The organism is Pseudorhodoplanes sp. (genome assembly GCF_050250235.1).
GTDB lineage: Bacteria > Pseudomonadota > Alphaproteobacteria > Rhizobiales > Xanthobacteraceae > Pseudorhodoplanes.
This window is the reverse complement of the sequence record NZ_JBFWPA010000049.1, coordinates 1-12,505: the sequence shown is the minus strand read 5'-3', so window position 1 is coordinate 12,505 and position 12,505 is coordinate 1. Positions and strand designations below refer to the sequence as shown.

The 12,505-nt window shown below is 60.3% G+C and carries 14 protein-coding genes and 1 pseudogene; 7 read left to right on the top strand and 8 right to left on the bottom strand.

The features are described from left to right. Positions 1–38 precede the first annotated feature (38 nt). Complete coding sequence (locus tag AB7F49_RS20450) at positions 39–452, bottom strand: oligopeptide/dipeptide ABC transporter ATP-binding protein (RefSeq protein WP_428525763.1); 414 nt, start codon at positions 450–452, stop codon at positions 39–41. 78 nt (positions 453–530) lie between these two features. Between AB7F49_RS20450 and AB7F49_RS20445 the strand changes: the two are divergent. The 7 genes and pseudogenes from AB7F49_RS20445 to AB7F49_RS20415 all read left to right on the top strand — a co-directional run. After that, a pseudogene (locus AB7F49_RS20445) lies at positions 531–986 on the top strand (amino acid ABC transporter permease); the annotation flags it as partial. Between the two features lie 52 nt (positions 987–1,038). Further along, positions 1,039–1,764: an amino acid ABC transporter ATP-binding protein gene (locus tag AB7F49_RS20440; protein ID WP_428525702.1), complete on the top strand. Its 726-nt coding sequence runs from the start codon at positions 1,039–1,041 to the stop codon at positions 1,762–1,764. Positions 1,765–2,205: 441 nt separating this feature from the next. After that, positions 2,206–2,334 carry a hypothetical protein gene (locus AB7F49_RS20435; RefSeq protein WP_428525700.1) on the top strand — a complete coding sequence of 43 codons (129 nt, stop codon included), beginning with the start codon at positions 2,206–2,208 and terminating at the stop codon, positions 2,332–2,334. 307 nt (positions 2,335–2,641) lie between these two features. Next, positions 2,642–3,481: a succinate dehydrogenase iron-sulfur subunit gene (locus AB7F49_RS20430; RefSeq protein WP_428525698.1), complete on the top strand. Its 840-nt coding sequence runs from the start codon at positions 2,642–2,644 to the stop codon at positions 3,479–3,481. An 8-nt stretch (positions 3,482–3,489) separates the two neighbouring features. Then, positions 3,490–3,879 carry a succinate dehydrogenase, cytochrome b556 subunit gene (gene sdhC, locus AB7F49_RS20425; protein ID WP_428525696.1) on the top strand — a complete coding sequence of 130 codons (390 nt, stop codon included), beginning with the start codon at positions 3,490–3,492 and terminating at the stop codon, positions 3,877–3,879. Position 3,880: 1 nt separating this feature from the next. Further along, positions 3,881–4,264, top strand: a complete 384-nt coding sequence (sdhD, locus tag AB7F49_RS20420; protein ID WP_428525694.1) for a succinate dehydrogenase, hydrophobic membrane anchor protein — start codon at positions 3,881–3,883, stop codon at positions 4,262–4,264. A gap of 16 nt (positions 4,265–4,280) precedes the next feature. Continuing rightward, the gene (locus AB7F49_RS20415) at positions 4,281–4,814 is read left to right on the top strand and encodes a CBS domain-containing protein (RefSeq protein WP_428525692.1); all 534 of its coding nucleotides are present in this window, start codon (positions 4,281–4,283) and stop codon (positions 4,812–4,814) included. 162 nt (positions 4,815–4,976) lie between these two features. Here AB7F49_RS20415 and AB7F49_RS20410 read toward each other — a convergent pair whose 3' ends face one another. From AB7F49_RS20410 to AB7F49_RS20380, 7 genes are all read right to left on the bottom strand, one after another. Next, positions 4,977–6,815: a heavy metal translocating P-type ATPase gene (locus tag AB7F49_RS20410; RefSeq protein WP_428525690.1), complete on the bottom strand. Its 1,839-nt coding sequence runs from the start codon at positions 6,813–6,815 to the stop codon at positions 4,977–4,979. Between the two features lie 148 nt (positions 6,816–6,963). Then, positions 6,964–7,599, bottom strand: coding sequence for an ABC transporter ATP-binding protein (locus AB7F49_RS20405; protein WP_428525688.1), 636 nt, complete (start codon positions 7,597–7,599; stop codon positions 6,964–6,966). A 79-nt stretch (positions 7,600–7,678) separates the two neighbouring features. After that, complete coding sequence (locus AB7F49_RS20400) at positions 7,679–8,812, bottom strand: ABC transporter permease (protein ID WP_428525685.1); 1,134 nt, start codon at positions 8,810–8,812, stop codon at positions 7,679–7,681. Further along, positions 8,809–10,050, bottom strand: a complete 1,242-nt coding sequence (locus tag AB7F49_RS20395) for an efflux RND transporter periplasmic adaptor subunit (RefSeq protein ID WP_428525683.1) — start codon at positions 10,048–10,050, stop codon at positions 8,809–8,811. The genes AB7F49_RS20400 and AB7F49_RS20395 overlap by 4 nt, the downstream gene beginning before the upstream one ends. A 482-nt stretch (positions 10,051–10,532) precedes the next feature. Then, complete coding sequence (locus AB7F49_RS20390; RefSeq protein ID WP_428525681.1) at positions 10,533–10,724, bottom strand: hypothetical protein; 192 nt, start codon at positions 10,722–10,724, stop codon at positions 10,533–10,535. A gap of 105 nt (positions 10,725–10,829) precedes the next feature. Further along, the gene (locus AB7F49_RS20385; protein WP_428525679.1) at positions 10,830–11,960 is read right to left on the bottom strand and encodes a PLP-dependent cysteine synthase family protein; all 1,131 of its coding nucleotides are present in this window, start codon (positions 11,958–11,960) and stop codon (positions 10,830–10,832) included. Positions 11,961–12,200: 240 nt separating this feature from the next. Beyond that, positions 12,201–12,505, bottom strand: a 305-nt coding sequence (locus AB7F49_RS20380) for an ATP-binding protein (RefSeq protein WP_428525677.1), incomplete at its 5' end; no start/stop codon positions are given.

The following is a 12,505-nucleotide window of genomic DNA, read 5'->3' as shown; positions in this document are numbered from 1 at the left end:
CTGGGTGGCCGACCTTTTCCGATACGCGCTGATTTCCCTCAACGCGGCGCCGAAGCTTTTGAGTTGGCGATCGAAACGCCACTCCTTTGGCGAGCCTCGGCATAAAGCGCCATCCGCTTCTCCGCTATCGGAGACACGGCAGCAGCCTCCGCATGCAAGAGCGGCGGAAGCTCAAAAGCGCGATGACAGGCTGTCAGATGACCGGCAGCGAACGGCGCCAACGGCGGCGCTTCGCGGCGGCAGATATCGACGACGTAGGGGCAGCGTGTATGAAATCTGCATCCTTGCGGAAGATCGATCGGGTTCGGCGCGTCGCCGCTCGGCAGCGATCGCTCCGTCTTGCGGATGCCGGCCCGCGGAATCGCAGCCATGAGACTGCGCGTATACGGATGGCGCGACTGAGCGAATAAAGTCTCCTTCGGCGCTAGTTCGACGATTTGCCCGAGATACATGACCGCCACCCGGTCGGCCACATGCTTTACCACCGCGAGGTCATGCGCGATGAAGAGGTAGGACAGCGACAAGCGCGCCTGGTGCCCCAGATCGCGGCCTGGCTCATCAACGCCAAGCAACCGGTGCAGGTCGGCGGCTTCATGTCTGCCGTGATCACCTTTGCGCTGTTCGAAGCGGCGTACTACTGCGAGATCATTCGGGCCGGCATTCGCTCCATTCCGAAATCTCAAGTCATGGCAAGTAACGCGCTCGGAATGACGTACTGGACAACGATGCGGTGGATCGTTCTGCCGCAAGCGCTTCGTACGATGACACCTGTCCTCTTCTCGCGCACCTTAGTACTTTTCCAAGACACGGCCTTGGTCTACGTCCTTTCGCTTACCGACTTCTTCGGAGCCGCCTCGCAGGTTGCTCAACGGGACAGCAGAATGGTCGAAATGTATCTTTTCGTTGCGGTCGTCTACTTCGTGATGTGCTTCGGCGCCTCTCTCGCCATCAAGACGCTGCAATCAAAAATTGCCGTCATGCGTTGATCTTCTTCGGACGAGCGAACAGTTTTTCGAAAGAACAGGGAGCCCGCGGCTGATGATTACCCTTGAGAACGTGAGCAAGTGGTACGCCGACTTTCGGGTTTTAAATGACTGCAGCACGAAGATCGAAAAGAGCAATGTGGTCGTCGTGTGTGGCCCCTCTGGGTCCGGAAAATCGACGCTCATTAAAGTCATCAATGGCCTGGAGTTATTTCAAAAGGGGCGCATCATCGTAGACGGCATATCGGTGTTCGACTCAAAGACTAATCTTTCCAAACTACGCTCTCGTATCGGAATGGTATTTCAAAGCTTTGAGCTGTTTCCTCATCTGACGATCGAGGACAATTTGACGATCGCGCAAGTCAAGGTGTTGGGGCGCAAGCGGGGTGACGCACTGGAGCGAGGCCTGAAATATCTTGATCGTGTGGGCCTGATGGCGCAACGGCACAAGTATCCTGCTCAGCTATCCGGCGGCCAACAACAGCGTGTGGCGATCGCTCGCGCACTTTCGATGGACCCGATCGCAATGTTGTTCGATGAGCCAACTTCGGCTCTCGACCCCGAGATGATCAATGAGGTTCTCGATGTGATGGTCGGACTCGCTCAAGACGGGATGACGATGATCGTCGTCACGCACGAGATGGGATTTGCACGGCGTGTCGCGGACCGCGTGATCGTTATGGATCAAGGGGCGATCATTGAAGATTGCAGCAAAGACGATTTCTTCGATACCCCTCGTTCTGAACGGGCAAGGGATTTTCTTGCTAAGATATTGCATTGAACTTTGAGTGTAATACGACAAGGCGCCGAGACACGGGAAGCAATCTCGCCGTCACGATCTGAGGAAGCGTTCGCAACCCCCGCGTCGCAACTGAATGCTCTCAAAGCTGCTTTGGTCAACTTTCAGAACACAATCGCCGGACGAACTCCTGCGCGAGGTGTCCGCTGAGATCAACAACCTTGGTGCAGGCGGCACTCCATCAGGGACGGCCATGCAAGAGCGTTGAAGCCTCTCATCCAATCGCGGTTCGACTGATGCAGCTCCGTGGAATCGACCCGACCTTGCCTCCGTCCTGGTCACCCGCAAGCCGTTTTCCCTTAACTCCGCCTGCTAGTCCTCCCGTAAGTCCAGCGACTTATCTCTTCTCGCGGTTGGTGGACCAATTGTTCGGCTGCCGCGGGTATCGGCGCCGGCTCAGTGAAGTGGACAAGCGTCGCATCGTTGAAGAAAATGGCGCATCCTGGCGCGAACGCCGTCGCGATGGCGCGCCGGTATGACATCGCTCAAGAAACCGCGATCATCGCAGCCGATTACATCGATAATCCAGCCCGAATTCATCCGGTGTCGTAAAGGCATTCCCATGAGACGGCTCGTCGACCCCACGCGCCTGGCGGATATTTATGGAAAATGACCCGCCACGTCTCGATCATGGGATCAGTCCGCCACGGCGACTGGACACTTGGCGATCAAGCGGCTTGATTGCAGCCACCCAGAATACGTTGCGCAGGAATATTGAGGAAGCGCGCGACGCGCAAAAAACCCTCGATCGATATGAGAAATATGGTTGCATGAACCGCCGAGAGGCAGAAGGTAGGTGGTCGGGAAAGATCCGGCGTTTCGGTGATCTAACCGCCAATCGAACCCGCGGAGGCTGACGATGCTTGTAACGCAATCCAGCGATACCCGGCGCAATCCGCTTCTGAAGCGCTTTCCCGTTCCGCATCGTGCGGGCGTCGATCCGATCTCACACATCGAAAAGGGAAAAACGTGGGCGGCGCCTAACGGCGGCACACGCCTGAAGCGCTTCGAAATTTATCGTTATGACCCCGATGCAAAGAAGAATCCACGTCTGGACATCTACGAAGTCGACCTCGATACCTGTGGGCCGATGGTCCTCGATGCGCTGATCAAGATCAAGAATGAGATTGATCCGACGCTAACCTTCCGTCGATCGTGCCGCGAAGGCATCTGCGGCTCGTGCGCCATGAACATCGATGGCACGAATTGGCTAGCCTGTACGCGATTTATTTCCGAGACGTCGAGCACAGCGTCGGTCTATCCGCTCAACAATCTGCCGGTCATCAAGGACCTCGTTCCCGATCTTGCGCACTTCTACGCACAATACGCTTCGATCGAGCCATGGCTGCAAGCGGCCACGGCGACGCCGTCGGCGGAGCGTCTCCAGTCGCAGGAGGAGCGCGCGCAGCTCGACGGTTACTATGAGTGCATCTTGTGCTTCTGCTGCACCTCCGGATGCCCGAGCCATTGGTGGAACGGCAATCGTTTCCTCGGTCCCGCTGTTCTTCTACAGGCTTGGCGCTGGCTGACCGACAGCCGCGACGAAGCGACTGGAAAACGGCTCGACGATCTAGAGGATCCGTTTCGGCTCTACCGGTGCCACACCATCCTGAATTGTACGCGAACCTGCCCGAAAGGCTTGAACCCCGGCAAGGCCATCGCCGAAATCAAGAAGATGGTCATGCAACGCCAATTGTGAGCCGCGCGATGCTCCAGGACCGCCCACACTCTCCTCACATCCAGATTTACAGGCCACAGCTAACCTCAGTCCTGTCGATTACGCATCGAATTACCGGCGTCCTATTGAGCACGGCAGGTGTTATTGCGGCGGTCTGGCTGGTCGTGGGCGCGCTCGGTCCCGAACCCTATGAAGCGTTTCTCACGATTGTGAGATCTTGGATCGGCGTGATCATCCTTTTCATCTGGACCCTCAGCGCCTTCTTCCACCTTTGCAATGGCATTCGCCACCTATTCTGGGACATAGGTCAGGGGTTCGAGCTCCGCTCGATCTACCTGTCGGGCTGGACCGTCATCATGGTCAGCGTGATATTGACGATTACCACTTGGTCCGTAGCTCTCTGGTATTGGGGAGCATGAGATGACGCGGCATACGTTCCGAACGCCGTTGGCACGAGCACGTGGACTGGGTTCGGCCAGATCCGGTGCGGGACACTGGTGGGCACAGCGCATCACCGCCGTCGCACTCGTGCCGCTCACACTTTGGTTTCTCGTTTCGTTCGCCCAGCTGATACGGACCGATCATGCAGCGTTCGTAGACTGGCTGCGGTTGCCGCCAAACGCCGTGCTCATGATTATGTTCGTGATCATCATGTTCCACCACGCTGCGCTTGGGCTCCGGACGATTGCGGAGGATTATCTGCATGACGATTTTGTGCGCGTTTCCGCACTGGTTATCCTGCCGATCGTCAGCTTGTTTCTGGCCATCACGAGTATAGTTGCCATTATTCGCGTGCTCTCGTGAACCCTACTGCGATGCGGTGAAAGCGGCAGAGGAAAACGCGACGGAAGCGACCGATGCGGAAATCACAAATCAGGGCAGCGCCAGCTCGCGGCGCGAGAACGAAATCATGAACGTCGAGAACATCCTTCCGACAGCACGAAAACGCTTGGTCACGATCAGTCACAAGGCACAACTCTTGGAGGCGGCAGGTCTTCTGAGTGGCGGGCAGATTGACCTCGTCGTGGTTTGTGAGGATGCAGGCAGAATGGTCGGCGTCGTCACACGCACGGACGTCGTCTCCCGGATCAGCCAATGCCGGGGGCATGCCTGCACCACGTCAGTCGCTTCAGTCATGTCGCGCAATGTCATTTGCTGCTGGTCGACCGACACGCTTAAAGCAGCGTGGGGACGTATGATGGAAAAGGGGTACACGCATATCCCGGTCGTCGATCCGGAGAGCCGTCCGCTGGGCACTCTCTACGCCCGCGATGCACTGCTGGCTCTTCTGAAAGAGTCCGAACATGAGGAAGACCTGCTGCGCGACTACGTGATGGGCATCGGCTACCGCTAGAACGGGACGAGGAAAAGTGTGGAGCGGTTTTCCGCCCGCATCCCGCTCTAAGTTATGAGAATCGATCACGTTCGTGATTTTGGATCGATTCGATCCAAAGTCATCGTGATCTAGGGACGGACTGGCCCGGGCAAGGCAGCCTTGGACGTGCTCACCATCGACTCACGTGACGCGAATGCCCAGCGCCCGCAGCGCATTGAGAATGACCGCGACGTCGATAACTTCCTGCAGAAGAGCACCCTGCACCGGCGTGAGGTAACCGAACGCGGCTGCGATCATGCCGAGGACCGAGAGGCCGATTCCGGCCCCGACGCTTTCGATGGCAATTCGCCGCGACCTTTTGGCAATCTGGATTCCGAGCTTCAGACGGTCGAGCCTGTCGACAAGCAACACAACGTCGGCCGCCTCGGCGGAGGCAGCCGCACCGCGCGCGCCCATGGCGACCCCAACATCCGCCGCGGCGAGAGCGGGGGCGTCGTTCACGCCATCACCCACCATCATCACCGGGCCGTTCTTTCGCTCGGAGAGGACGAGCAGCACCTTTTGGTCGGGGCTGAGTCCTGCTCGCAGTGCATCCAGCCCGAGGCCCTCGGTCACGCGCTCGGCGACCTCGATGCGATCGCCGGTGGCTAGCAGGATGCGGAAGATGCCTTCGCTCCGCAGTCCCTTCAGCATGGTGACCGTACCTTCCCGTAGCGGATCCGCCATCACGAGATGGCCGACCAGTCGACCGTCCACCGCTACTGCGACCAGCACCGAGCCGGCCGCCAGCGCCGGGGGGTTGCCAATCTCCTGCCCGGCACGCCGAGCCACGAAGCTATTCCCGCCGACGACCACTCCGTGGCCCTCGACGATCCCCGAGACGCCTTCGCCAGCGCTCTCCATCGCTTCCGAAGGAGCGGGGAGAGACAGACCCTGGTTCTTGGCCGCGGCGACAATTGCCTGTGCGACTGGGTGCTTCGACGCCTGGTCAAGCGCAGCCGCAAAGCGAAGGATGTCCCGCTCCGCCATTCCGAAATGGCTGTCGATCGACACGATCCGGGGGCGGCCGTCGGTCAAGGTTCCCGTCTTGTCGAGGATCACGATACGGACGTGCGCCATCGCCTCCAGCGGTTTGGCTCCTTTGACCAGCACACCGAAATGCGCGGCCCGCGACAGTCCCGCCACCAGCGCTACCGGCACGGCCAGGATCAACGGGCACGGTGTCGCCACGACCAGAACCGCGACAGCGCGAATTGGATCGCCCGTGAACCACCATGCAGCAAAAGCGAACACGACGGTGATGGCGAGAAAGCCTAGCGACCAGCGGTCGGCCAGTCGCGACATGGGTGCTTTCGACCGCTGCGCCTCCTCGACCAAACGGACAATGCCAGCGTAAGTACTTTCCCTGGCGCGACGGATGGCAGTCAGGTCGAACGCCTCACCGATGTTGGTCGATCCGCTCATCGCCTCAGTTCCTTGTGCGAGACGAACAGGCAACGACTCGCCGGTCAGCGCCGAAGTGTCGAGGAACGCCCCTCCTGACGTCACCGTGCCATCCACCGGCACCACGTCGCCCTGCCGGATCAACAGGCGATCGCCCGGCTCCACGCCGTCGAGCGGCACGTCCTCAAGGCCGCCGGCACGATAGCGCGCGGCGGTTCGCGGCACCCGCGACAAAAGGTTGTGCATCTCGCGTCGCGCGCGGCCTTCGGCATAGCTCTCAAGAAAGGTCCCGCCGGAATACATGACGGCGACAACGGCCGCAGCCAATGACTCACCGAAGGCAAGGGCCGCAGACATAGATAGGGCCGCAACGATGTCGAGCCCGACCTCGCCGCGCCTCAGGCCGCGCAAGATCTCGACAACGAGAGCCACCAGAACGGGTACGACGCCAATGTTCCAGACGACATCGGCCTGCGGACCGCGGCTCGCAAAATGCAGACCGAGCCCCGCGATAAGCCCGCCCAGTGCCGCGATTAGAAGCGCTGTCTTGACGCGATCACGATGCGGAAACCCCATGCGCTCACACCTTCTCGGCCCAAATCATTGCCAAGGGCTTTTGCAAAAACAGATACCTGACCCCTCGAGGCCGGATGCCGGTTTCGCCATTACGCAAGAGAAACAGAGCATTGGCCTCGCACCGGTTTCGCCCCTTTCGAAGGGCCTCTTAGTCAATCATGCCCTGTTCCAAGCGTCCGTCGCGGAGCTGGAATATGTGGTCGAAGCGATCGAAGATCTTTTCGTCGTGAGTGACAGCGATGACGGCGGCGTCACGTTCGATGGCAAGCTTGCGCAACAGATCCATAACGATGCCGGCTCGTTTGGAATCAAGCGCGGCGGTCGGCTCGTCGGCGAGGATGATGCGCGGGCTGTTGGCCAGCGCACGAGCGATGGCCACGCGCTGCGCCTCGCCGCCCGAGAGCTTGGCAGGCATAGCGTGTCCGCGATGCCCCACCTCGAGGTCATTGAGCAGTCCGCCTGCCCGTTTGCGTGCGGCCGTGATGTCGACGCCTGCCAGCTGTAAGACGACGGCAACATTGTCGGTCGCATCGAGAAACGGCAGTAGGTTGTGAAACTGAAAGATGAAGCCGATCTTGTCGAGCCGCAGGCGCCGAAGATCGCCGCGCTGCCACTCGCCATCGCGCAATACGAGTTCGCCGTCGAGTTCCATCGAGCCGCCCGAAGGATCGAGAATGCACCCGATGATGTTAAGGAGCGTGCTCTTGCCGGAGCCGGACGGGCCAAGCAGCGCCACTACTTGGCGGGGAAATACTTCGAGAGAAACCTCTCGCAGCGCATCCACACGCGTCTCGCCTTCGCCGAAATGCTTGGAAACGCCCTCAAGCCGCACCAGTGGTTTGTTCGGTTCCGGTCCTCTCATATCAGCCGCCAAGCGCCGTCGCCGGGTCGACCCTCAGCGCGGCCCGCACGCCGAGACCGCTGGAAAGCAAGCAAACCGCGAACACGATGAGGCCGAGAACAGCCACGTTATCAGGCTCCAGCACGACGCGCCGCGGGAAATAGTCTTTGGTATTGATGATCAGTGTGGCCCCGATGGCGAAACCGATCAGCCCGAGCGCCAGCGCCTGCTGCACGATCATTCCGATAATGGTGCGGTCGGGCGCCCCGATTAGCTTCAGGGTCGCGATCTGCTTCAGCTTCTCCATCGTCATCGTATAGATGATGAGAGCAATGATCACGGCGGAAACAATCAGCAGGAGCGACGTGAACAGTCCAATCTGCCGCCGCGCGCGATCGACAAGTGAGCGCGAGAGGATGAGTTCTTGATCCTCCTGCGTGATCGCTGCCAGATGCTTCCAGCGGCGGATCGTAGCGGCAGTGGCGTCGGGAGAGGCGTTCGGCCCCAGCCTGGCGACGACCGCATTGACGGTATCGAGGTTGGCGCCGCCGGAGCCGCGAGCCAGTTGAACCCGCGCCGCCGGCGGAGCGAGGTCGAATTGCAGTTTCTGCGCATCGGGTAGTGTGATGTAGACCGCAGGATCTCCGCCGGAGTTGACTTGGTGCTGAGTCAGGCCCACGACCGTGAACGTTTTGCGACCGAGCTGTATTCGTTCACCCAAGGACAATCCGGATGAGCGGTCGGCGACCATTTCATAGTGACTGCGAGCGATCTCGCGCCCTTCCGCGATCTCTGGCGGACCTCCGGGGCGCGTCAACTCGTAGCCGATGACGTAAAGTCGCAATTTGCCGCCCTGATGTTCAGCCTCGACGGTCTGATAGGTGATGCTGCCGGCGGCCGTCACGTCAGCGACGCGCGCCACCACCTCACGAATGTCACCAGGAATCCGGGAGGCTTCGGCGAAGGGCCCGCGCGTATTGGCCTCCACCACCCACAGATCGACAGCCGGGGCCCGGGCGATCGTCAGGGCGTCAGCGACGAGGCCACGATAGATGCCGATCATCGCCAATACGACGCCGAGCAGCAACCCGAGCCCCATGCAGGTCAGCAGGAAGCGGCCGAGATTGTGTCGGATATCGTGATAGGCAAGGTTCATCTGGACGTCGCCTCGGCCACGCGCGCCGCCCGGCCTTCACGTAGCCCGCTCTCCAGCCGGGTGACGACACGGGCATCCGCCGGAACGCCGGCGACGATCTCAAGTCGCGCATCCTCGGTGCGATGCCGGAATTGAACCAGGCGGCGGCGCAGGCGTCCGTCTTCGACTGTCCACACGGTGCCCTGCCGGCCATCGTAGCCATGCACCGCGGCAGAAGGCACGAGCAGCGCCTGGTCGAGCTTGGCTACCGTGATCCAGAACTCGGCCTGCTCTCCGAGAAAAACGCGCACCGGCGGGTTCTCGCCCCTGAGATAAACGCGTCGTTCCTCGGTGACTCGGTCACTTTCGAGTCCAATACGGACCACGCGGCCGGTGAAAGTTTCGAGCGGTCGGGAGCGCAGACGCGCCTCAACCGGTTGACCTTCCTCGATGAAGCCGGCGCGCGCCTCGTCAACATGGGCGAGGCCCCAATAGCTGCCGACGGCAATGAGAGTAAAGATCGGATCGCCGGCCTTGATCACCGAGCCCAGTTCCTTATGACGCTCGATGATGACTGCGTCGAAGGGAGCGACAAGCGTCCGGTGTCGCAGCATCGTCTCCTCGTACTGAAGCTGAGCGAGGGCGTCGGTCCGTTGCGCTTTGGCGCTTTCCGCCTCGCTCTCGGCAACGGCAACATCGGCCTTGGCCACGGCCTCGTCGCGGATCGCCTCCTCCACCGCTTGCTGCGAGACAACATCGCGCCCCGCCAGAGTCTGCTTGCGCCGATTGGTCTCTTGCTTCTGGGTGAACACCGCACGCGCCTTCTCAAGATTGGCGGCGCTTTTGGCTATATTGACCTCAGCGATCAGTCGTGCGGCGCTTGCCTTGGCAACCTTGGCATCCTGCTCGCCGGTAGCAAGGCGGGCCAACACTTGCCCTTTGCTGACACGATCGCCGTGATCCGCGTTAAGTTTAGCGAGTGTAGCGCCGACTTCGAATCCGATCTTCGAGAGAACACGGGCTTCGGTGGTCCCAAGGCCAAACACCCGGATGGGGATATTCTCCTCGATCGCTGCAACCTGAACATAGATCGGACGATTCGCGTAAGCGAAAGCCGCGGCGACAACGACGGCCACGAACCCGATTGCTAAAAGAGCATACTTCGTTGACGGTTCGCGCAAGATGATGAAGACGCGCCTTTTGCGCATCTGATCGCGCGACTCTCCAGGCTTGGCGGCCGGGATCATGGAATCATTCATGATCGAGCTTATCCGTCACCGATAAGGGATCTTCCGCGTCCAGACTTTTTCGGCTCTTCGTCCGGCCATCACTTTCTCCGGTCTGCAGCAATATTCGATCTAAAACCGAACCTTGCCGCGAAGCTCGACTCCAAGGCCATGCGCGCCGCGGCCGACGAATGCAGCGCGCTGCCGCGGCGCGACCGCATCATCGTCAGTCGCAGGGACGATCAGGCCATCTGATATCGGATTGCAAGCAAACCGACCCTCGCCATTATGCAGGTTCTTTTCGAAGCGTATTGCGCTGGATCAAAACCGCAGCCGGCGCGAAGGCGCAAATGATCAACCTGAATGTCAGTGTGACGCAACGTTGCGCTGACGGCGCGGTCTCCGCATCACATCGCAGCCTGCTACGGAGTCGATGACAGCTCTCGCAACAGAAACATCATGGCCTGTGATAAGCGTCTAGACACCTTACGCTCCATTAGCTGGCTCGGTTAGCCTCAAGACATCTCAGCATTTCGTGTGGTGGAGCGGCTCGTATCATAGTTGCCGACCTCGCGCCGGACGGAGATCGCCAACCTCTTCCAGCCGTTGATGGTGATTACCGACAGAGTTAGGTCGACAATTTCTTTGTTCGTGAAATTCTGCCGCAGCTCTGCGAAAAGCTCTTCGTCGATAACATGCTCGAACATGTGCGTGACCGCCCTGGTCCAAGCCAGCGCAGCGCGTTCGCGCACACTGAAGAAGGCGTCCGCGCCAAGCCTATAGTGTATACAGCCGTTGCGCTCTCCGCCGTTCTAACGGACGCTGACCTCGAAACGACCACCTTCGAGGAAGTTCTCCAGCATGGCCGTGTAGGGACGGATATCGATGCCCTGCTCAGCAAGCCAGGCGTCGTTGTAATAGGTCGACGCATAGCGCTCGCCGCTGTCGCAGATCAGCGTGACCAGCGAACCAGTCTCGCCGGCCGCTTGCATATGCGCGGCGATCCAGCAGAGACCGAAAAAGTTCGTTCCAGTCGAGCCACCGATCCGCCGCCCAAGCCGCTCTGAGAGAACCGTCATCGCCGCGAGCGAGGCGGCATCCGATACTTTGATCATATGATCGATAACGCGCGGCAGGAAAGAGGGCTCGACACGTGGGCGCCCGACGCCCTCGATGCGCGTCGGTCGAGAACAGGTCACGTTCATGTCGCCCGTCCGATAGGCATCGTAGAAGGCGGAGCGCTCGACATCGACCACACAGAGTCGCGTGTTGTGATTTTTGTAACGGATATAGCGGCCGAGCGTTGCCGAGGTGCCTCCGGTACCGGCACTCATCACCAGCCAACGTGGAACCGGGTTCGGCTCGGAGCTCATCTGCCCGAAGATCGATTCCGCAATGTTGTTGTTGCCGCGCCAGTCCGTCGCTCGCTCCGCGAAGGTGAACTGGTCAAGATAATGTCCGCCGCTTTCGCACGCGAGCCGTGCGGCCTCGGTGTAGATTGTCGTCGGGTCGTCGACGAGATGACATCTGCCGCCGTAGCGGCGGATCGCAGCGATCTTTTCGCCGCTCGTCGTACGCGGCATCACGGCGACGAACGGAAGCCCAAGAAGGCGCGCGTAATACGCCTCCGACACGGCCGTCGAACCTGAAGAGGCTTCGACGATCGTCGAGCCTTCCCGCACCTCGCCGTTGCATATCGCATAGAGAAAAAGCGAGCGCGCCAGACGATGCTTGAGGCTTCCCGTCGGATGTGTCGACTCGTCCTTGAAATAGAACGCAATACCCGGCAACCTCGGCAAGTCGAGGCTGATGAGATGAGTGTCGGCGGAGCGCCTCCCCTCGGCCTCAAGCAGATCGATCGCACGTCGCGTCCAGGCGCGCGACAAGCATTCCGGCAGCTCTTGCACCGTCGGACAAGATTGAAAATCGAGATCGGGGGGCATCTGTTTCTCGCCTCGTTTGCTAACTCTAGGGGCTGCGCGACCACGTCGACAAGTCCTGCTCCATCACACGCGGCCGCCGCCTTCAACGCGCCTATGAGACCGGCGGGGCGCTGCGCGCGTTTAATGATGTAATGCCGGCCGGCGCCGGCAAACTCGCAGTAGTCGAAGGCATAGAGCGCGATGGGCAGTAGTCCCCGATGCTGACAATCGATGTTAGCTATTTGGCAGATTTCACGAGATCTAAGCAGGCAATGGATCGGCCTCGGCTGAGAACGGCTGTCGGCCGGCCCTGACTTTCGGTGCGATCGTGGCCCTCAATCCACCGAGGGTCGAACGAGTCAGATCGAGCCGCCACTCGTAGGCGTCGAGAACGTCCTGGACGATCGCTAGCCCAAGGCCCGCGCCTTCACCGCGCTCGTCGAGACGAGCGCCGCGTTCGAGCACGCGGGGCATGTCGGTCGGGCTAAGTCCGCTTCCATCATCTTCGATTGTGATCGACTCTGCCAAGCCATGCTCGGCCGTGATGCGGACCAGCCCCGCGGCAT

Bases quoted from the DNA above. Each gene is read 5' to 3' on its own strand.
- AB7F49_RS20450 (WP_428525763.1), bottom strand. From the start codon at position 452: ATGTATCTCGGGCAAATCGTCGAACTAGCGCCGAAGGAGACTTTATTC.
- AB7F49_RS20440 (WP_428525702.1), top strand. From the start codon at position 1,039: ATGATTACCCTTGAGAACGTGAGCAAGTGGTACGCCGACTTTCGGGTT.
- AB7F49_RS20430 (WP_428525698.1), top strand. From the start codon at position 2,642: ATGCTTGTAACGCAATCCAGCGATACCCGGCGCAATCCGCTTCTGAAG.
- sdhC (WP_428525696.1), top strand. From the start codon at position 3,490: ATGCTCCAGGACCGCCCACACTCTCCTCACATCCAGATTTACAGGCCA.
- sdhD (WP_428525694.1), top strand. From the start codon at position 3,881: ATGACGCGGCATACGTTCCGAACGCCGTTGGCACGAGCACGTGGACTG.
- AB7F49_RS20410 (WP_428525690.1), bottom strand. From the start codon at position 6,815: ATGGGGTTTCCGCATCGTGATCGCGTCAAGACAGCGCTTCTAATCGCG.
- AB7F49_RS20400 (WP_428525685.1), bottom strand. From the start codon at position 8,812: ATGAACCTTGCCTATCACGATATCCGACACAATCTCGGCCGCTTCCTG.
- AB7F49_RS20395 (WP_428525683.1), bottom strand. From the start codon at position 10,050: ATGAATGATTCCATGATCCCGGCCGCCAAGCCTGGAGAGTCGCGCGAT.
- AB7F49_RS20390 (WP_428525681.1), bottom strand. From the start codon at position 10,724: ATGTTCGAGCATGTTATCGACGAAGAGCTTTTCGCAGAGCTGCGGCAG.
- AB7F49_RS20385 (WP_428525679.1), bottom strand. From the start codon at position 11,960: ATGCCCCCCGATCTCGATTTTCAATCTTGTCCGACGGTGCAAGAGCTG.